This is a genomic window from Bradyrhizobium sp. CCBAU 51627, assembly GCF_028128765.1.
Classification (GTDB): domain Bacteria; phylum Pseudomonadota; class Alphaproteobacteria; order Rhizobiales; family Xanthobacteraceae; genus Bradyrhizobium.
The window spans coordinates 1-19,496 of the sequence record NZ_LBJG01000004.1; the positions used below are offsets into that span (position 1 = coordinate 1).

At 59.6% G+C, this 19,496-nt stretch carries 14 protein-coding genes and 1 pseudogene; 13 read left to right on the forward strand and 2 right to left on the reverse strand.

Translation table 11 applies throughout. The features are described 5' to 3' along the window. A pseudogene (locus XH88_RS01765) lies at positions 1-1,584 on the forward strand (hypothetical protein); the annotation flags it as partial. Between the two features lie 269 nt (positions 1,585-1,853). Here the strand turns inward: XH88_RS01765 and XH88_RS01770 are convergent. Together XH88_RS01770 and XH88_RS01775 are read right to left on the reverse strand one after the other, a co-directional pair. Beyond that, positions 1,854-2,972, reverse strand: a complete 1,119-nt coding sequence (locus XH88_RS01770) for a hypothetical protein (RefSeq protein ID WP_271613699.1) — start codon at positions 2,970-2,972, stop codon at positions 1,854-1,856. Further along, the gene (locus tag XH88_RS01775; protein ID WP_271613700.1) at positions 2,969-4,357 is read right to left on the reverse strand and encodes a glycosyltransferase; all 1,389 of its coding nucleotides are present in this window, start codon (positions 4,355-4,357) and stop codon (positions 2,969-2,971) included. Before XH88_RS01775 ends, XH88_RS01770 begins: the two co-directional genes overlap by 4 nt. Positions 4,358-4,426: 69 nt before the next feature. Here XH88_RS01775 and asnB (XH88_RS01780) point away from each other — a divergent pair, with 69 nt between their 5' ends. The 12 genes from asnB (XH88_RS01780) (at position 4,427) to XH88_RS01835 (ending at position 19,474) form a co-directional block, all read left to right on the forward strand. Continuing rightward, a complete protein-coding gene (gene asnB / locus XH88_RS01780; RefSeq protein WP_271613701.1) occupies positions 4,427-6,703 on the forward strand; it encodes an asparagine synthase (glutamine-hydrolyzing) in 2,277 nt (758 codons plus the stop codon). Between the two features lie 74 nt (positions 6,704-6,777). Beyond that, a complete protein-coding gene (locus XH88_RS01785) occupies positions 6,778-7,995 on the forward strand; it encodes a glycosyltransferase family 4 protein (RefSeq protein WP_271613702.1) in 1,218 nt (405 codons plus the stop codon). 135 nt (positions 7,996-8,130) lie between these two features. Next, complete coding sequence (locus tag XH88_RS01790; protein ID WP_271613703.1) at positions 8,131-8,772, forward strand: winged helix-turn-helix transcriptional regulator; 642 nt, start codon at positions 8,131-8,133, stop codon at positions 8,770-8,772. Next, positions 8,772-9,284 carry a transcription termination/antitermination protein NusG gene (nusG, locus tag XH88_RS01795; protein WP_271613704.1) on the forward strand — a complete coding sequence of 171 codons (513 nt, stop codon included), beginning with the start codon at positions 8,772-8,774 and terminating at the stop codon, positions 9,282-9,284. The genes XH88_RS01790 and nusG overlap by 1 nt, the downstream gene beginning before the upstream one ends. A 112-nt stretch (positions 9,285-9,396) precedes the next feature. Then, on the forward strand, positions 9,397-10,335 hold the full coding sequence (locus tag XH88_RS01800; RefSeq protein ID WP_271613705.1) for a Gfo/Idh/MocA family oxidoreductase: 939 nt from the start codon (positions 9,397-9,399) through the stop codon (positions 10,333-10,335). After that, the gene (locus XH88_RS01805; protein WP_271613706.1) at positions 10,332-10,925 is read left to right on the forward strand and encodes an acyltransferase; all 594 of its coding nucleotides are present in this window, start codon (positions 10,332-10,334) and stop codon (positions 10,923-10,925) included. Before XH88_RS01800 ends, XH88_RS01805 begins: the two co-directional genes overlap by 4 nt. A gap of 6 nt (positions 10,926-10,931) precedes the next feature. After that, positions 10,932-11,927, forward strand: a complete 996-nt coding sequence (locus XH88_RS01810; RefSeq protein WP_271613707.1) for an NAD-dependent epimerase/dehydratase family protein — start codon at positions 10,932-10,934, stop codon at positions 11,925-11,927. A gap of 38 nt (positions 11,928-11,965) precedes the next feature. Continuing rightward, positions 11,966-13,837: an asparagine synthase (glutamine-hydrolyzing) gene (gene asnB, locus XH88_RS01815; RefSeq protein WP_271613708.1), complete on the forward strand. Its 1,872-nt coding sequence runs from the start codon at positions 11,966-11,968 to the stop codon at positions 13,835-13,837. Between the two features lie 28 nt (positions 13,838-13,865). Beyond that, positions 13,866-14,726, forward strand: coding sequence for an ABC transporter permease (locus XH88_RS01820; protein WP_271613709.1), 861 nt, complete (start codon positions 13,866-13,868; stop codon positions 14,724-14,726). Further along, entirely contained in the window at positions 14,710-16,032 is a 1,323-nt protein-coding gene (locus XH88_RS01825) for an ABC transporter ATP-binding protein (RefSeq protein WP_271613710.1), read from the forward strand. Before XH88_RS01820 ends, XH88_RS01825 begins: the two co-directional genes overlap by 17 nt. Before the next feature lie 5 nt (positions 16,033-16,037). Continuing rightward, the gene (locus XH88_RS01830) at positions 16,038-16,877 is read left to right on the forward strand and encodes a class I SAM-dependent methyltransferase (RefSeq protein WP_271613776.1); all 840 of its coding nucleotides are present in this window, start codon (positions 16,038-16,040) and stop codon (positions 16,875-16,877) included. Beyond that, complete coding sequence (locus XH88_RS01835) at positions 16,874-19,474, forward strand: GNAT family N-acetyltransferase (RefSeq protein ID WP_271613711.1); 2,601 nt, start codon at positions 16,874-16,876, stop codon at positions 19,472-19,474. The genes XH88_RS01830 and XH88_RS01835 overlap by 4 nt, the downstream gene beginning before the upstream one ends. Positions 19,475-19,496 lie beyond the last annotated feature (22 nt).

A 19,496-nucleotide genomic window follows, 5' to 3' on the forward strand; every position in this document is an offset into this window, starting at 1 on the left:
ACCGTCGCGCAATACGCGTTCTGGGACACCGGCGGCAACGGCCACTGGGTGGTGAACGGGGTGGCGCAGGCGGCCAGCACCGAGATCGATGTCGCGGCGGCGAACCTCGCACAGGTGAGCTATGTGTTCGGTCCAAGTGGGTCGGCTCCGGATACTCTCTACGTGCGGGCGAACGACGGCAGCCTGTGGAGTGCGTGGAAGTCGTTCACGGCGACGCCGGGACCGGATGTCGCGCCAGTGGTGTCTGCCAACAACGTGACGGCAACGCATGGTCAGACCTCGATCGCGGCATCGAGCTTGTTCTCGGTCAGCGATGCCGACGCCGGCGATACCGTCGCGCAATACGCGTTCTGGGACACCGGCGGCAATGGCCACTGGGTGGTCAACGGCGTGGCGCAGGCGGCCAGCACCGAGATCGATGTCGCGGCGGCGAACCTCGGCCAGGTGAGCTATGTGTTCGGTCCAAGTGGGTCGGCCCCTGATACGCTTTATGTGCGGGCGAACGACGGCAGCCTGTGGAGCGCATGGAAGTCGTTCACGGCAACGCCGGGTCCGGATGTCGCGCCGGTGGTGTCGGCCAACAACGTGACGGCAACGCACGGCCAGACGTCGATCGCGGCATCGAGCTTGTTCTCGGTCAGCGATGCGGACGCTGGCGACACTGTCGCGCAATACGCATTCTGGGACACCGGCGGCAACGGCCACTGGGTGGTCAACGGCGTGGCACAGGCGGCCAGCACCGAGATCGACGTCGCAGCGGCGAACCTCGCACAGGTGAGCTATGTGTTCGGTCCTACGGGATCAACGCCGGATACGCTTTATGTGCGGGCGAATGACGGCAGCCTGTGGAGCGCGTGGACGTCGTTCACGGCGACGCCGGCGCCGGATGTCGCGCCAGTGGTGTCAGCGCCCAATCTGACGACCGTCGCCGGTCAGAGCTTCGCCGCCTCGAATCTCTTCAGTGTGGCAGACGCAGACGGGAATTCCATCGTCAGCTATGCCCTGTGGGACTCGAACTCAAATGGGAGCTGGATCGTCAATGGGGTGGTTCAATCCGCGAACACCGAAATAGATCTGACGGCATCCCAGCTAGCGCAGACTGTCTATCGTGCCGGATCAGGTACCGATCAGTTGTGGGTGAGAGCCAACGACGGAATGCAATGGAGTGCGTGGCAATCATTCAACGCTACCGGCGAGAATGCGGCGAACGCACCGATCGCGGGGGGCGATGTCCTGGAGCTTTCCTCGGCTTCCTCTGCGGCAATCACGTTCCAGTCCAGCACGGGGACGCTGAAGCTCGACAACTCCGGGACGTTCTCCGGCACGGTGGCCGGAATGGCTGGATCGGACGCGATCGACTTCGTCGACATGAATTTCGCCACGATCCAGACGCCGACCTACACGGGGACCACATCCGGTGGAACGCTCCATGTCACGGACGGTACGCACACGGCGAACATTACTCTCCTAGGTAACTACATGGCGTCGACATTTACCGCGTCGAGTGATGGTCACGGCGGCACCAGCGTCGTTGATCCGCCGCTCGCCCAATCCAACATTCTGGCGCAGCCGCAGCACGCCTGATGCTACGAAAGCGAGTACGTTGATCCGGAAAACGCGGCAGGTGGCACCTCGCCACCCCGCATGCAGAGGGCCGAGATCGTGCGGCGCCGGCGCTGCTCGCGGTTTGCGTGGATAGGGACTCGGCGGACACAGACTATTCGCGTTCGGCTGCAGCATTATCGGCGGAAGAGCCGCTCAAGCGCGGCGCACTCCGAACTGGTTGGCTTTCCCATCTGAGCACCGCCCGTTGCACGCCGTAAGGGCGTTGTCGCTCCCGCGATTGTTGCCGCTCAGGAGATTTCAAGCTCGAACAGGCTGTCGGCTCGGTCGTAGGCCCGCAGCATGGCCTTCGCGATCACGTCGGGATTGTGCCACCGTTCGACGTATCTGCGCGCCTGCCGTCCACGCCATTCCCACTCAGAGCGGCGGTCGAGCATCGCGGCGATGCTTTCTGCAAGATTGCCGGGATCCAGGTTGAACAGCGGGAGCTCCCTCCTCATGGCCTCTGGGACGAATTTCAAGTCGCTCTCCCGGATGTAGCAGCCGACCGGTTTCCCCATTGCCATCATTTCAACCGCAAAGCCGCCGTACCAGCCGGCCAGGACCTGATCGATCGCAATATCGGCAGAACGATAGAGCTCAAGCGCTTCCTCGTGTGTCTTCTTCTCAACAAGGACGAATTCGAAGTCGTAGCTGGATTCCAGCTTTTTCAGCGCATCGAGGATGAGCGGCGTCCCCTTGATCCGCCCAACGCTCGGCGCATGGACAATCCTCGGCTTGCCGCGTGGCGAAGGAGGCGTGACCGCGTAGTTGCCGACTTCCACATTCGCGTACGGCAGAAATTGCGCAGTGGTCGCGATGTGGCCGAGCTCCGGATTGAGATAGAATACGCGATCGAACAGCGGCAGGACGTTGGCTGCGAGAAGGCGCCGCTGTTGATCCAGCACGTCGACGCATCGCTGAAACAGCTCGCAGTGGTCGTTCGCGCACATCGTCCAGTCGTTTCTTCGGTTGCCTTCCTGCGCCAGCCGAATGTCGCACCCTTGCAGCGTCATGAACAGCTTCTTGCCCAGCGCGCGACAGAGGCGAAGGTCGGCGCTCGTCAATCGGCTGATGATCCCGTTCATCGTCGCGTTACCAGACAGCGGAAATCCGGGCAGAAGGAAGGTCTGCCCGAAATAGAAGTGAAGTACGTCGTAGCTCCATTCCCTGAGCATGCCATAGGCAACGCTTCGCATCGCGACTTCCGCGAAACCCGCTTTCTCCCCTGCAAGCACGGTGTCGGCGGGATACTTCAACCATGTGTCGTTGCGGACGACCAGGTCGCTAGCGGCGCCAAGCCGGCGCTCCGCGCGCGAGAGCACCCAGGGTTGGTTCCCCACGTTGACCGGACCATGAAGGATTTTCATGGCGAGCCGACCGGCGGCTTGGAGCAGCCCTGCAAGACATGATGCTCGTTCACAAGCGTGTCGATCCGCTTTGCAAGCCTCGCATTGAGCTCGCCGGGAAAGTTGGCGGTTTCGAGATAGAGTCTTCCGAGGCGGGCGGCCACAGCTTCGATGCTATAGTACCGTTCAACGTACCGGCGTCCGCTTCGGCCAATGGCTTCGAGGTCAATCGTGCCGTGCAAGCAATTTCTGAGCGTGCCGTAAATCTCGTCGGGAGATGTCCTGATAATGGGGCACGTCGTCGGATCGATCATCATGTGATCGTCGCGCAGATAACAGAGCACGGGCCTCGACATCGCCATTGCCTCAAGGGCGGTATAGCCGTGAAAGCCGGCTACGAATTGATCGGCGACCAGATGGCAGGTGCTGAACAGCTCCAAGACCCTCTTGTTCGAGACGCCCTGGATCGACACGAGCTCGATCTTCTCACCTTCTGCGATCAAGCGATCAATTGCCTGCAATAGATGACCCGTCCCCTTGAAATGACTGTGGTTCGGCGCATGAGCGATCCTCAAGGTCTCGCCAAGGCGAAAAGTCGGTGGATTCGCGATGAATTTGGTCGTGTCGAGCGGCCAATAGTGAATGTCGCGGCAGCCAGGCACATAGGCCGTCATGTCGCCCATGGCGATCTGCGCAGTGGCTCGCCCGGCAAGCCGCTTCAGTGAGGAGTCGAGCATTTCGGTGGTGCAAACACAAAATCTTCCAGGCTGCGGACATTCCTGACACAGGTTTGGAGTACCCAGGGCTAACGTCAGCTCCCGGCTCCTTACGTCCGCGCCGTAAGCATAGGTGTAAAGGCGCTTGCCCGACCTGGAAAGCAGGTCGAGCTCATCCGGATTGATCCCGTACCGTTGGTCGCTCAGAAGAAGGCCCCGATCGTAAAAGTAGTTGAATACGTCGAAGCGCAGCAAAGCCCATGCGAACACCAGCCAGCGGAACAGCGCGAGGCTTGGTCTGCTTCGCGTCAACCTGAGGGCGCCCTCGAAAAGAATGAGGTTTAGGTCGAACGATCTCGTGACGTAGTAGGTGTTGAAGACGAGCGACGACGAGCGGAATCCGAGCAGGCGGTCACATCGGGCGAGGAGCGGAAGGGTCAGGATGGGAGTAGAGGCCCAGAGCGTGCGGACTGTTCCGCGCGCGAGCCGTCTCTGCGTGGCGCTCCGGGCCTTCTTGACCAGAGCGTCAGTCAGCCTGCGAGTGGCGGCCGTTTTCGCAACGCGGTAGTGCTCGACCATAGCAGGCCGGAAGCCGGGCTTTGATGGTTCCCGAACGCCCTGGCTCGAGCGCTGCGGTTCGTCCGAAGGCGTTACGCGCTGCCTGTCCTTCTCAATCGGTGCTGTGGTCATATCAAAGATCATCGGGCGCCAGTTGCAGCCGTGGAGACCTGAGGAGGCGCTACTCCGCGTTTACGCGAGATGGAAAATCATCCCGCATCCCTCGACAGCGAAAGCTACGCCGAGTTGCCTCGGACAAAGCGCGATCAGTTGCGGGGATCGGGTACGTTCAAGAGATCACCGGACAACCTGTTCCATGCAGCCGTTGATCCGTCATATCCACCGCAATTGCAAGTCCTTGATGGACCATGCGCAACGCCTTGCCGGCGTCTCACCCGGAAAGGAAAGCACAATGACCCGGCCGCTAAGGCAGCACATGCGTCCATCGTCGGTCTTTCCCCGCACACGCGACTTTACTCCTGCGATGCGAATCTTTGGGGCCGGCACATCCCGCGCGCCAACCATGTTGACGTTCATCGCGTGAACGCGCTAGGGTCCCCAACGATTTTGCGTTGGGCCCCGCCAGCGTTTGGTTTGAAGGGTTCGACGGTCCTTCTTTTTTGTGAACATGGGCCCGCAGTCGTCAACGAGATAGGTGAGCGCGTGTGCGGGATCTTCGGCCTTCTTAGCAGGACCGGACCGGTTGATGCGAAGCAGGTGGAGCGGCTCACCGATATGGTTGCCCACCGCGGGCCCGACGGACGAGGAGTGAGAGTGAATGGCAATGTCGGCCTGGGGCACCGGCGGCTGGCCATCATCGATCTGAGCGATGACGGCGCGCAGCCGATGCGCGACACCTCTCTCCCGATCTGGATTACATATAACGGCGAAATCTATAATTATCTTGAACTCCGGGCGGAGCTAGAAGCGCTCGGGCACGTCTTCCATACCGCGTCCGATACCGAAGTCCTCCTGGCGGCCTATGTCCGCTGGGGCACGAATTGCCTTGAGCGGTTCAATGGCATGTGGGCATTCGCGATCCACGACGAACGTGACAATTCACTGTTTTGCGCCCGCGATCGCTTTGGCGTAAAGCCGTTCTACTATGTCAATACCCCAGCGCAGTTCGCATTCGGCTCGGAGATCCGCCAACTGCTTCCGCTGATCGAAGGGGCGGTCGCAGACGACGATCTGGTCGGCGAATTTCTCGTGTGTGGTTTGACCGACCATACCGCTCGAACTTTCTTCAAGGGAATCGAGAAGCTGCCTCCCGGACACCAGATGCGCGTCGACGTGTCGACAGGTCAATTCGAGATCGCGCGATACTATTCCCTCGCGCCCGGCTCGACAGCGGGCGGCGCGGATGACGCCGTCCGGCAATTGAGGGACCTGCTCGACGACGCCACCCGTTTGCGTCTGCGCTCTGACGTCCGGGTCGGAACCTGCTTGTCAGGCGGGCTGGATAGTTCGAGCGTCGCGACGCTGGCCGCACGACGTCATGCGGCGAGTTCCAATGAACGTTTCTTCGCGATCACAGCCATCAGCGAACAGGCCAGCAACAATGAGGAAGCGTATGCGGCCGAGGTTGCGCGCGGCTCCGAACTGAATTGGTTGCGCACCAAGCCGAGCTATGAAGACTTTGCAGCTTCGGCGGAGGCGATGCTGGACGTGCAGGAAGAACCCTTCGCAGGTCCCTCGATCGTCATGCAGTACGAGGTCATGAAGACCGCGCGCGCGAACGGGGTGACCGTGCTCCTGGACGGCCAGGGTGGTGATGAGACCTTGCTGGGCTATCATCGTTACTACGCCGCGTGGCTGCTCGAGCATTATCGTCAGGATGGAGTGCGCGGATTTGTCCGCGCGTTCAAGGCCGCAATCGAGGCCGGAATTCCGGTCCGGCGTTTGCTGATGTACCTGTTCGGAGCGAGCTCTGCGAGCCTGCGCGCGATGTTCTATCGCTGGCGCTATTCCTTCCTGAGAAATCCGGATCTCCCTGAGGCGCTGCGCCGGTTCGCGCGTACCACGAGAGACGCGCAAGCCATGCAGGTTTTGGAGATCACCGAGACGAACTTGCCGATGTTGCTGCGTTTCGAAGACAAGAATTCGATGCGGTTCGGGATCGAAACGCGCCTGCCGTTTCTCGACTACCGTTTTGTCGAGTTTGCGCTGCGGCTGCCGACGCGGATAAAGCTGAATCACGGTTGGACGAAGTGGCCATTGCGCGCGGCGGTTACCGACATACTCCCGGACGGCATTTGTTGGCGGAAGGACAAGATCGGCTTTGCGGCTCCCGATCAACTGTGGCTAACGCGTCATTCGGCCACGATGTACGACAAGGTGGTCGCTAGTTCCCTTCTTCTCCGCTATGTCGACATGCCGGCACTCAAGAAGAGATTTCATCGGCTCGACCTTGGGATGCGCTGGCGACTCTACTGCGTGGCGCTCTGGGGCGAGCGTTTCCGGGTCCAAGCTCCATGATGTTCTTGTTTGTCGGAAGGGGCCGCGCGGTTGACGATGGCAGCCGCGTCACCCCTAGCGGTCTGGATTGAGGGATGAACATCTGGTTGCTGCATCCGTTTGCGGGTGGACCGGGTCTCGGCCGACATTGGCGGCCGTTCTGGCTTGCGGACGCCTGGGGTAGGATGGGCCATTCCGTCGTGGTGGTGAGCGCGGGCTTTCATCACCTGCACCGAGAGCCCCGCGTGCCGGGCCCTCAGCGCATCGAGGGCGTCGATTTCTGGTTCCTGGACACGCCGCGTTACAGTAAAAGTAGTCTCGGCCGTCTCTGGAACAATTTGAGTTTCGGGACGAGGCTGAAATCGAGCTCAGGACCGATTGCAAGGCAGTTCGGTCCGCCGGATATCGTCATCGCATCGAGCCCGCACTTGTTCTTTGTCGCGGCTGCGCATGCAATCGCGCGGCGGTTCGGTGCAAAGTTCTGGGTCGAGATTCGCGATCTCTGGCCGGAGAGCATCATGGCACTCGGGTTGACCCCTGCATGGCACCCGCTGATGAAGGTGCTCGGCTGGAAGGAGCGCTCCGCCTATCGTTCGGCCGAGCGCGTCATTTGCCTGCTGGCCGGCGCGGAACCCCACATGCGCTCGCGCGGACTGCCGGCCGGCCGGTTCACCTGGATTCCCAATGGCGTTTCAGAGAGCGAAATCCAGAGCGCGCTGAGAATAGATGGCCTCGACCATTCCCTGATCGATCGTATCACGCAGATGAAGCGAGAGGGCCGACGGGTCGTCCTTTACGCGGGCGGTATGGGACCGCCCAATGCGGTGGAGGTCATCATCGACGCGGCAGCTGCGCTCGCGAAATCAAATCCCGAAATCCATTTCGTCCTGATCGGCTCGGGCACGTCGCTGGCCGAACTGAAGCAGCGGGCTGCGGGCCTCGCCAACGTGGAATTCCACGATGAAGTTGAGCGGGCAGTCGTGCACGGCATGCTCAATGCATCTGACTGCGCGGTCGTCTCCTTCCATCGAAACGCGCTTTATCATCATGGCATCAGCCCGAACAAACTGTTCGACTATTGCCTCTTCGCGCCCCGCATCGTCATTGCCTGCGAAGACCGGGCGCTCGCCGGGCTTGAAGATCTGGTGACCTTGCGATGCGCGCCGGATGATCCTGCGGCGCTGGCGGCGGGTTTGGTCTCGGCGCTCAAGGATCCGGAGCGCCCGCTGGGCGATCGGGTGGCGGTCGCGCGGAAGTACAGCTATTCGCGGCTCGCGACGCGCTATCTCGAGGAAACACTCACTTCCAGTTGAAATGTGTGGTTTGGGTAACACGGCCAATTTAGAAAACGTAAGATTTATCAGTGTCTTGTATTGTTCATGGCGTGAACGAATTCGCTTGACGTTCACCGTCTGAACGCGCTAGCTCCCTCTCCAGCAGGGGGGAAGATGGCGGGTACGCTACCAACCGACGAAAAGGACAGCGACCGGCTCGTGCTCGGTCTGCTTAACTCCGTTGAAGCGGATGGTGCCAGATCCCAGCGGCGGATCGCGGCCGAACTTGGCGTCGCGTTAGGCCTGGTCAACGCCTATCTTAAACGCGCAGTCAAGAAGGGCTTCGTCAAGATCAGCCAGGCGCCGACGCGGCGATATGCTTATTACCTTACGCCCCAGGGCTTCTCCGAGAAATCGCGGCTAACCGTTCAGTTCCTTTCGGATTCGTTTTCGCTCTTCCGCAAGGCGAAGGAGGAATACGCGAGAATCCTTGACCGCGCCCAGGCTCTCGGTTTCAAGCGCATCGTGCTTGCCGGGTACTCGGACCTGTGCGAAATCGCGATCTTGAGCGCGGTCGATGGGCCGGTTTCGATCGTTGCCATCATCGATTCCGAGGTCGCGGCTGGTCGCTTCATCGGCGTCAAGGTCGTGTCCTCCTACGCGTCGGTCGACGAGCCGTTCGACGCGGTGGTCGTGACCCACCTGACGGCGGCGCGGAAGGTGTTTGACGAGGCGGTGGGGCAGTTCGGGGCAGACAGGGTGCTCGTGCCCGATCTGCTGAGCGTGCGTCCCAAGCAGCAGCAGGGAATGGTCTGATGACAACGGATCGCGCCAGTTGGTACGTCGCGCAGACGCACGTCAATTCCGAGGCAAAGGCGGCTGCCAATCTCGAGCGCCAGGGCTTCTCGATCTATCTACCGCGATACCTGAAGCGTCGCAGCCATGCCAGAAAGATCGAGACCGTGGCGCGCCCGCTATTTCCTCGTTACGTCTTTGTTGCCATCGATCTTGCGGCACAGCGATGGCGCTCAATTCAGTCCACGCTTGGCGTCTCGCATCTCGTCTGCGTCGGAGACCGGCCGGCTCAAGTTGCGGACGGTGTTGTTAGTGCGCTGAGGGCGCGCGAAGACGATGCGGGATTCATCAAGCTCGCGGCTCGGCCGGCCTTCTCCGCCGGCGACAAGGTGCGGATCGTCGATGGTGCATTCGTCGACAGTCTTGCGCTTGTGGAAGATGTGAGCGATCACCATCGTGTCGCCGTACTTCTGAACTTGCTCGGCCGCAAGGTGCGCGTGTTTGTTGGGGCGGAACTGATCGCCGCCGCGTAAGTCCGTCTGCCGCTCGGCAGACGTCGTTAAAGGTTTGGCTCGGGGTGAAGGTCGTTTCACCCCGAGTGCGGTAGCTTGCCCGAAGCGAGCGCGAAGCTTGAAAGAGAGATCCATGACGACCTATGCGTTGATCGGCGCGGCCGGCTATATCGCGCCACGGCATATGCGGGCGATGGCCGAGACGGGCGGCAGGCTGTCCGTCGCCTATGATCCCAACGATTCCGTGGGCATCATGGACAGCCATTTTCCCGATGCGGAATTCTTCACCGAGTTCGAACTGTTCGACCGGCACGTCGATGCGCTGCGACGAGGTGACCGCAAGCTCGACTACATGAGCATTTGTTCGCCGAACTATCTTCACGATGCGCATTGTCGGTTTGCTCTCCGCTCGGGCGTCGATGCCATCTGCGAGAAGCCGCTGGTCCTCAATCCGGGTGATATCGATGATCTGGCTGCCATCGAGCGTGAGACCGGACGGCGTATCTCCACCATCCTCCAGCTGCGCTTGCACCCCGCCATCATTGCGCTGCGGGAGCGCTTCGCCAATACCAATAAGCGTCACAAGGTCGAGCTGACCTACATCACGTCGCGCGGGCGCTGGTATCATGCTTCCTGGAAAGGTGCGGAGCAGAAATCGGGTGGCGTGGCCACCAATATCGGCGTGCATTTCTTCGACATGCTCAGCTTCGTGTTCGGGCCCGCCAGCCGCAGCGAGGCGCATCTGCGCGAAGCGGAGAGGGCGGCGGGCTCGCTCGAGTGCGACCGCGCCGATGTCAGCTGGTTCCTGTCGCTGGATCGCAATGACCTGCCTGAGAGCGTCAAGGGCAAGAAGACGACGTATCGCTCCATCACCGTGGACGGCGAGGAGGTCGAATTTTCCGAGGGCTTCACTGATCTGCACACGCGTAGCTATGAAGAGATCGTTGCCGGCCGCGGTTTCGGCCTGGACGAGGTTCGTCCGTCGATCGACATCGTCTCGACATTCCGCAGCGCGCCGATCGTCAGGAGCAACGGCGTCCACGCCTTCGCTCAGCGAGCGATGCACAAATGAGCGAAATGCGCGAAGACCCGCGGTTTCCGGGCGTATTGATCCACCAGTCGAGCTATGTCGACGAGGGTGCAATCGTCGGGCGCGGAACCAAGATCTGGCACTTCTGCCATATTCTGTCGCGTACCGTGATTGGCGAGAACTGCTCCATCGGCCAGAACGTGATGATCGGGCCCAACGTGAGGATCGGGAACGGCTGCAAGGTCCAGAACAACGTCTCGATTTATGACGGGGTCGAGCTTGCAGACGACGTGTTTTGCGGCCCGAGCTGCGTCTTCACGAACGTCAACAACCCGCGCGCGGATGTTTCGCGCAAGGACGAGTTTCGTAGGACGCCGATCGGGCGCGGGGCGAGCATCGGCGCAAACGCGACCATCGTGTGCGGGCACTCGCTTGGCGAATATTGCTTCATTGGTGCCGGCGCGGTGATCACCAAAGACGTCCCCAAGTTCGCTTTGATGGCTGGAAATCCAGCGCGGAGGATCGGCTGGATGAGCCGGGCTGGCGAACGGCTGGGATCGGACCTCGTTTGCCCGCGAAGCCATCGCCGTTATGAGCTTCGCAACGAAACGCTTATGGAAATCGAAGGCTGAACAAACATGGATATTCGCGGGAAGAAATTCGTCGTCATCGGTGGGGCGGGGCTCATCGGTTCACACGCAGTCGATCAATTGACGAAAACCGATGTCGGCGAAATCGTCATCTACGACAACTTCGTGCGCGGTACGTATGAGAATCTTGCCAGCGCATTGCGCGACCCGAGGGTCAAGATCTTCGAGGCTGGCGGCGACATCACGCAAACGGATATTCTCGATGCTGCGTTGAAGGGAGCTGACGGCGTCTTCCAATTCGCCGCGCTCTGGCTCTTGCAGTGTCACGAATTTCCGCGAACCGCGTTCGATGTGAACGTGAAAGGAATGTTCAACGTCCTGGACGGCTGCGTGCGGAACGGCGTCAAACGGCTCGTCTGGTCGTCATCTGCGTCGGTGTACGGCGATGCTGTTGAGGAGCCGATGACGGAAGATCATCCTTTCAACAACAAGAACTTCTACGGCGCCACCAAGATTTGCGGCGAGGCGATGGCGCGCGCCTATCACTTCCGCTACGGACTCGATTATGTCGGCCTCCGCTACATGAACGTGTACGGTCCTCGCCAGGATTATCGGGGCGCATACATCGCGGTCATCATGAAAATGCTGGACGCAATCGACAAGGGACAAGGGCCGACCATCCTCGGTGACGGATCGGAAGCCTTCGATTTCGTCGCGGTTGAGGATTGTGCGCGCGCCAATCTGTGCGCGATGACGGCGGATGCCACGGATCGCTTCTACAATGTCGGCACCGGCAAGCGCACTTCGTTGAAGGAGATCGCGGAAAAGCTGCTGAACCTCACGGGCTCAAACCAGCCCATCAATTATGCTCCCCGCAGCCAAGCTACGCTGGTTCGCAACCGCATCGGATCACCGAAGCGCGCGCAAGAGGAGATCGGCTTCTCGGCGGCGATCGATCTCGACGAAGGATTGCGGCGGCTTATCGAGTGGCGCCGTGAGCACATCGACCAGGTCGAGCAGCGTCGCGCCAAGGCGCAGATCTAGGTCCAATTCGAAAGCGATCAGGACGAGGACATTTCGGTATGTGCGGTATAGCCGGCATCTTCCACCGCGACGGTCGTCCGGCCTCGATCACGACGCTGACGGCCATGACCGATATGATTGCTCATCGGGGGCCGGACGGCGAAGGACACTACTGCAACGGCCCGGTGGGGCTCGGTCATCGGCGTTTGTCCATCATCGACCTGACGGACGCGGCGCGTCAGCCGATGGAGACGCAGGATGGCCGATATGTCCTCACCTACAATGGAGAGATCTACAATTTCAAGGAGTTGAAAGTACAGCTTTCGGCGCGTGGGCACAGGTTCAATTCGACTGGTGACAGCGAAGTGCTGCTGCATGCCTTTGCCGAATGGGGACTGGATGCGCTCCTGAAGTTGAACGGGATGTTCGCGTTTGCGATCTGGGATAACAAGGAACGCACGCTCACCTTGGCGCGAGACCGGTTTGGCGTGAAACCGCTCTACTATGCGCAGTTGGGGCAAACGTTCGTATTTGCTTCGGAACACAAGGCGTTCCGCGCGATCCCGGAATATGTGACGCGGATCGACGTGGCCGGCCTCTCGGAGTATCTGACGTTCCAGAATTTCTTCGCCGAGCGCACTTTGTTCACGGGGGTGAAGCTGCTGCCCGCAGGCAGCTACGTTCAGCTCGCCGCAGGGAGCGACGTCGTTCAGCCGGCTCAATACTGGGACTTTCATTTTCATGAGCCCGAGCACGCTCTCGACGAGCGGGAGGCAATCGAGGAGCTCGACAGGCTGTTTTGCCAGGCAGTCAATCGGCAGCTCATCAGCGATGTCGAGATTGGGTGCTACCTTTCAGGCGGCATGGACTCGGGCTCGATCGCGGCGCTTGCGTCGAATCAGCTCCCGTTCATGAGAACGTTCACCGTGGGCTTTGATCTCAACTCCGCTTCGGGCGTGGAGCTTGGGTACGACGAGAGGTCGAAAGCCGAGCACATGTCGTATCTCTTCAGGACCGAACATTATGAAATGGTCCTCAAGGCGGGCGACATGGAGCGCGCCCTGCCGCAACTCGCCTGGCATCTGGAGGAGCCGCGGGTCGGACAGTCATACCCGAACTTCTACGCCGCGAAGCTCGCATCCAAGTTCGGGAAAGTCGTGCTCACCGGGACCGGGGGGGACGAACTGTTCGGCGGATATCCGTGGCGATACTACCGCGCAGTCGTGAACGACGATTTCGATCACTACATCGACAAGTATTTCGGCTTCTGGCAACGGATGGTTCCGACTGCCGTGATGCCGAAGCTGCTGGCTCCGGTTTGGGATGAAGCAAAGCAGACGGCGCCCCTCGACGTGTTCCGGGGGGTTTTCAAGGAGCACGCCTCCGAATTCAGAAGACCGGAGGATTACGTCAATCACTCGCTCTATTTCGAGGCCAAGACGTTCCTGAACGGCTTGCTGGTGGTCGAGGACAAGCTCGCCATGGCGCATGGCCTGGAGAGCAGAGTTCCGTTCCTCGACAATGATCTCGTCGATTTCTCGATGCAGCTGCCCGCAAAGATGAAGCTCGGAAATCTGACAGACGTCGTGAGGCTCAACGAGAACGAGCCCGGCGGTAAGGCGCAGCGCTATTACGAGCGGACAAAGGACGGAAAGCTGATTCTGCGCAAGATGATGGGCCGTCACATCCCGGCGGAAATCGCCGATCGCGAAAAGCAGGGCTTTTCCGCCCCAGATGCCAGCTGGTTCAAGGGCGAGAGCATCGAATATGTGAAGCGCAGGTTGTTCAACAACAATGCGGGCATCTACAGCCTTTTGGACCCGAAAACGGTTCGTGAATTGGTCGATGACCATCTCGCCGGCCGCGAAAACAGGCGATTGCTGATCTGGTCGCTGCTCAGTCTCGAGCAGATCATGGAAAGCTATCTCTGAGAACCTCCGCCCAGCGTTGATGCAGACAATGAACCGTTTGTTGCCGGCTGTCAGATGGATCCGGGTGGGGCTCTCGCCGTACCGCAATTCGCAGGCCTTCTGGGTCACCTGCAAGCAGGTGTTTCGCTACCGCGAATTGTTGAGCGAAATTGTTGAGCGCGAGCTCAGCGCGTCGCACGCCATGCACGGCCTCGGTGCGTTTTGGATCTTTATCCATCCGCTGGTGGTTGTCGGAACCTATCTGCTGATCTTTGGCTTCGTGTTGGGCAGCAAGCTTTCGGTGGCCGGGTTTGAGGGAAATTTCCCTTCCTACATTCTCGCTGGTCTGGCTCCGTGGCTGATGCTGCAGGCGGCGCTGGTTCGTGGGCCCGGAGCGCTTATTTCCAGTGCAAATCTGGTTAAACAGGTGGTGTTTCCCATCGAGGTGTTGCCAATCGCTGCGGCAATTGCCGCTAGCATTCCTCACATTCCGGCACTGCTGCTGGTCATATTCTATAAGGCAGTCGTGGGCGGCGTGAGCTGGATGCTGCTGCTCCTTCCGGTGGTGTTCGCGATCCATGCGACCTTGGCAGTCGGCTTGTGTTTTGCCTTTTCGGCGATCACGCCGTTCTTTCGTGACCTGCGGGAATTGGTAACTGTCTTTACCTCGATCGCGATGTACTTGATGCCGACGGTCTATCTTCCGGATTGGATGCCGAAGGTGCTTCAGCCGATAATCTATTCTAATCCCTTCAGCTACTTCATCTGGGTCTATCAGGACGTGCTCTTCTTCGGGGAGTTCAGGCATCCATATGCTTGGATCGCCACGGTGCTGTTCGCCCTTCTTAGCCTGGGTCTCGGATATCGCACGTTCGAAAAATTGAAGCCATACTATGGAAACGCTCTCTGAAGACCAGGGCATGATAGCGTCACTGCCGCTTGGTGGAACGGCGCAGAGCAGCATGGCCATTCGCGTCACTGGGCTTGGCAAGGCTTACCGTCTCTATCGTCAGCCCTTGGACTTCCTCAAGGAAGTGATTACGGGAAAGCCGTTCCATTCCGAGCATTGGGCGCTGCAGAATGTGTCCTTTGAAGTGCCGCGCGGACGCGTCGTCGGCGTGATTGGCCCGAATGGTGCGGGAAAGAGCACGCTTCTGAAGATCGTCGCTGGTTTGCTGGACGCGACGACCGGGCGGGTCGAGGTGGCGGGACGGCTGTCCGCAATTTTGGAGCTGGGCACCGGATTCCACCCGGACGTGTCGGGTCGGGAGAATATCGTTCTGGGCGGGATGTGCCTCGGGATGACCAGGGCGGAAATCGAGGCCAAGGTCCCCTGGATCATCGAATTCAGTGAGCTTGCCGAGGTCATAGACCAACCTTTTCGTACGTACTCGAGCGGCATGCAGGCGAGACTGACCTTTGCTACGGCAATCAGTGTCGATCCCGAGATATTCATCGTCGACGAGGCGCTGGCTGCGGGCGATGCTGCGTTTGTCAACAAATGCATGAAGCGCGTCCGCCAGATCTGCGAAAGCGGAGCTACTGTGCTGTTCGTTTCGCACTCGAGCGGCTTGATCAGCGAGCTGTGCGATGAGGCGATCTGGATCGACAAAGGGCGGGTGCTCATGCACGGGAATGCCCAACGGGTCGGGAAGGCCTATGAGCAGAGCGTCTGGGATCAAGAGGAAGCGCGGAACCTCAGGGAAACGAAGAAGCTGAGTCTGGCGATTGAGGCTACGGCCGAAACCGGAAAATACGAGCTCGGCGGCAATGGACTGCGGATTACCTCAGTGGAGGTGATCGATGCCGATGGCAACGCTTTGGGCGTTGTAAAGAACGGGCAGCCGCTTCGGATACGGATCTCGTGGGCGGGGACGACCGAGCACAATCAGATCTACGCCAGCCTACGGATCGACAGCGGCCGGCTGCAGGCCGTCGCGGGGATCGAGGGATATGACGGCGGCGTGTTTCTGGATGCTGACGGAGCGTTGCCGTCGCGCGGCAGCGTTGTCTACGAAATACCTGAACTCGCTCTTGGCGAAGGCCAATACTTCGTGTCGGCGGGACTTTGTCGACACATGCTGCCGAAGGGCGCTGACGCCATTCTTCACTACGTCGAGAAGGCCGCCCAGTTTTCGGTTTCGCGGAACTCCTTGTGGCACTTCACCTACATCTATGATCCGAAGTTCACGTGCAAGATAGAGAGCGCTGAGTGACGGCGATGAGAGAGCCTGATTGGCAGGAGAAACTCGAAGCCTTCTTCGAGCTTCGGGCGAGACAGATACCGGATCAGCCGACACTTGAAGATCTCTGCTACATAGCCGGGCGTAGTCCTCGCCTTTGGGCGGACCAGAAGCTGCTGAATGATCTGCGGCAGAACATGCTCGACTTGATGAAGATCGATCGGAACTCTTCGGTTCTCGAGGTTGGCTGTGCCGCAGGCTTCTTGGCGAAGAATCTGGCCCTCAGTGTACGAAGGTACGTGGGCGTCGATCTTGCTGAAGCACCTCTTGCCGTTGCAAGGCGCCTTGGCATACCGAATGCCGAGTTTCATCGATCCCAAGGCGAGCACCTGTCTTTTGCCGATCGGCAGTTCGATGCAGCTCTTTGTTATGATGTCTTCTCGAACTTCCCTTCGTTCGCGGCTGGCGAGCCTATCATTGTTGAAATGCTCCGGGTGGTGAAGCAGGGCGGTCGCGTTCTGATCGGCTCCATCCCTGATCGCGAGAAGCAGGAAGAACTTCAAGCCGTAGCAAAGACTCTTGCGACGGAGTTCGAGCGGCTGTTCGGGCCAGAAGTCGAGAGGGCGCCGCTGGAAACACTTCGGAAAGAGCGCACTATCTCGGGTCATGGGTCCAAGATCGCCAGACTCTTTGGACTGGGCAGCCGACAGGCTAATTCGTCCGTGGAAGTCAAGCCCGAGATTGTTTCCTACTACTTCGATCGGACGGACTTTTTGGCACTGGGCCGTCGCCTGGGGGTCGAAACAAGAATCGTCGATATCCATCCGCTGAACCCCTATTTTGGCACGCGGTTCAACGCAGTCTTTGAATCGCGATGAAGGTCGTACGGTTTCGAGAACTGGATCGTGGCGCTTGGGATCAGTTGGCGCTGCGATCGCCTGAAGCCTGGCTCACACATCGGTCGTCCTGGATCGAAATTGAGGAGCAGTTCTTCGCATCTGCGAACCTTTCTTTTGGGCTGGAAGAAAGCTCGCAACTCGTCGGAATCCAGCCTTTGTTCCTGAATGAAGGCGCCGACATGGTGTTCGGCGAGCGGTTGCTTCACTCAGGTATTCATCGGCATACCGGCCTTGCGCTTGACGTTGATATTGATCCCGGCCTTGCGAGGGCGGCCCGCCAGGCTGCAATGCAGGAGATATTCGCCGCAGCCGATCTATACGGCGCCGATCGCATCCAGCTGAACTGCCACAATCTCGCCCCCGCGAACCGTCATTCGGCAAGGGAAGCCGTTCCGTTCTGGGTTACCGAGTTCGGATTCCAGCTCGGCATTGCGTTCGGACCATCCGGAATGATGCCCTGTCCCGGTCTCTCAACTCTCAATGCCGATCAGCTCATCGACCTTGCCCCAGCCACTGAGGAGTTGTTTGCGAGGTTGGACGGGCCGTGCCGCACGGCGATCCGGAAGGCCGAAAAATCAAATTTGCAGTTCGAGATATCGAGCGACGCCTCGAACCTTGAAAGATACATGGACATCGCGCGTGCGTCAGCTACGAGGACCGGCGAAGTACTACCTTCCGTTGAGTACTATAGAAGCATCTTTACTTCGTTTGCAGCCGAAGGTGGAGTGCACGTCGCATTTGTGAGGCAGGATACGAGGCCGATAGCCGGTCTCCTCCTGTTGACCGACAAGAAGGCTGTGAATTTTCTCGCCGGCGTTTCGCTGCCCGAATTCATGAAGTTTCGGCCAAACAATTTCATGCACTGGAATGCGATCCTATGGGCCAAACGCATGGGCTACGAGGTTTACCGCTTTGGGCCCTGGTTTCCAGAGGTGCCGCGCGAGTGGCCCATCTCGAAGGTTTCTCTTTTCAAAACCAAATTCGGATCAAGGAGTCTTCCGATTATCCAGGGAAGCTTGTTCCGTCGACCCGAACTGTATACGTCGAGTTTGGCGAGCTGTTTGAACTCGCTGAGCGAGGTCGGGAAGCGAACGGTGCAACCCGTCATTTCCAAACAAGCTGGCGCTTCGTTCATAGTAGATCATCTCCAGATGTTCGGATTCGGAAGCGCTTCCACGACGAGCGATGGGGAGCCCGTGGTGCTTTACCACCCCGGGGAAGGCGACCTACCCTTGGTGAATAGCGCTCTTGCACGAGGCGCTTGCGTGATCGCCGTCCTTCCCAGCGTGCGGTTTGGAAAAGCGTTCGGCGTTGAGACGGAAGTCAGAACAACGATCTCACCTGAGGTGGTCCAGGCGCGGTTCGCCGGATCGAGGCCCTGGTCGCGCCTGAGGACCTTGCATTCCTACATGCGGCTTCGGGCGCAGGGCGATGCCACCACGATCGTTCTGGATCACCAGCAGGAAGCGATTTGGTTGCGTCGGCGCGCCGGGAACGGCGGTTCGATCATCTTAGTCGGTACGGACCTCGCTTCCGATCTCGTCCGCTATCGGCAAGGGGATCCTGCGGCTGCGAACAATCGGCCTACGAAGGCGATCTGGGGCTTTGCCGGCGAGCGGCCCAACTACTTGTTCGAACAACAGCTCGCTGGCGAAGAGCTCGATCAGCGGCCAGCCGACTGGTGGTGCGAAGCACTGGCGGATTCCGTGTACCGACTATGCGGTCTGTCCAGGGCGCCAATCCTGCCGAATGGGGCGCCGGGCGCCATCGTGATAACGGGGGACGACGACCAAGCTCCACTCGCGCGCTATGCGCAACAGAGGGACCTATTGGGAGACCTGCCCGTCACGTATTTTCTGCATCCACTTACGAAGCACACCAGGAGTTCGCTCGACGAACTGAAGTCCGGACGAGACATTGAGCTTGGCCTCCATCCCGATGCTCTCGATCGTCCGGAGCAATACGCGAAGGTATTCGTGGAACAGGCCAACTGGTTCACAACACTTACTGGCGAGGAACGATTCACAGTTCGAAACCATGGGTTTCTGAATGACGGCTATTGGGGCCACGCTGCTTCCTGGGTTGCCAAAGGCGTTTTCGGAAGCTCGAATGTGCCCGGCTTCAACGGGCAGGTGCTGAATGGCTCCTTGCTTCCGGGACGCCTCCTGCTCGACGGCAAATTGACGGACCACTGGAGCATCTTGACCGCCATTGGCGACGGTGTTGTCTTTATCAATGACTGGAATGACGTGCAGGCTGCCGAATGCGTTTACAATCTCGCGGAGCGCATACGATCGAGTGGTGTGCCGGGCGTGATTGTCTTGAACCTGCATCCGGAGAATATTGAAAAGACGATCGGCATGCACCAAGCGGCGCGACGTCTGGCCGACGAAGGGTTCGTTACCTGGACCTTGAGAGAATGCCTTGAATGGTTTGCGACGAGAGGGCTGTCCGGCCGGTTTGAAAACTCGATTGCGGTCAATGATCGGAAGCGCGGCTTCGGTGCATCGTCGGCGGCGAAAATGGTACGCAGCTTAGGTGCCAGGCTTCGTCGAGACAGAGGTCGTTTCGACTAGATGTGTCTCGCCGGTCTGAAGA

Coding starts and splice junctions, on each gene's coding strand:
- XH88_RS01770 (WP_271613699.1), bottom strand. CDS start 2,972: ATGAAAATCCTTCATGGTCCGGTCAACGTGGGGAACCAACCCTGGGTG.
- XH88_RS01775 (WP_271613700.1), bottom strand. CDS start 4,357: ATGACCACAGCACCGATTGAGAAGGACAGGCAGCGCGTAACGCCTTCG.
- asnB (WP_271613701.1), top strand. CDS start 4,427: ATGGAAAATCATCCCGCATCCCTCGACAGCGAAAGCTACGCCGAGTTG.
- XH88_RS01785 (WP_271613702.1), top strand. CDS start 6,778: ATGAACATCTGGTTGCTGCATCCGTTTGCGGGTGGACCGGGTCTCGGC.
- XH88_RS01790 (WP_271613703.1), top strand. CDS start 8,131: ATGGCGGGTACGCTACCAACCGACGAAAAGGACAGCGACCGGCTCGTG.
- nusG (WP_271613704.1), top strand. CDS start 8,772: ATGACAACGGATCGCGCCAGTTGGTACGTCGCGCAGACGCACGTCAAT.
- XH88_RS01800 (WP_271613705.1), top strand. CDS start 9,397: ATGACGACCTATGCGTTGATCGGCGCGGCCGGCTATATCGCGCCACGG.
- XH88_RS01805 (WP_271613706.1), top strand. CDS start 10,332: ATGAGCGAAATGCGCGAAGACCCGCGGTTTCCGGGCGTATTGATCCAC.
- XH88_RS01810 (WP_271613707.1), top strand. CDS start 10,932: ATGGATATTCGCGGGAAGAAATTCGTCGTCATCGGTGGGGCGGGGCTC.
- asnB (WP_271613708.1), top strand. CDS start 11,966: ATGTGCGGTATAGCCGGCATCTTCCACCGCGACGGTCGTCCGGCCTCG.
- XH88_RS01820 (WP_271613709.1), top strand. CDS start 13,866: ATGAACCGTTTGTTGCCGGCTGTCAGATGGATCCGGGTGGGGCTCTCG.
- XH88_RS01825 (WP_271613710.1), top strand. CDS start 14,710: ATGGAAACGCTCTCTGAAGACCAGGGCATGATAGCGTCACTGCCGCTT.
- XH88_RS01830 (WP_271613776.1), top strand. CDS start 16,038: ATGAGAGAGCCTGATTGGCAGGAGAAACTCGAAGCCTTCTTCGAGCTT.
- XH88_RS01835 (WP_271613711.1), top strand. CDS start 16,874: ATGAAGGTCGTACGGTTTCGAGAACTGGATCGTGGCGCTTGGGATCAG.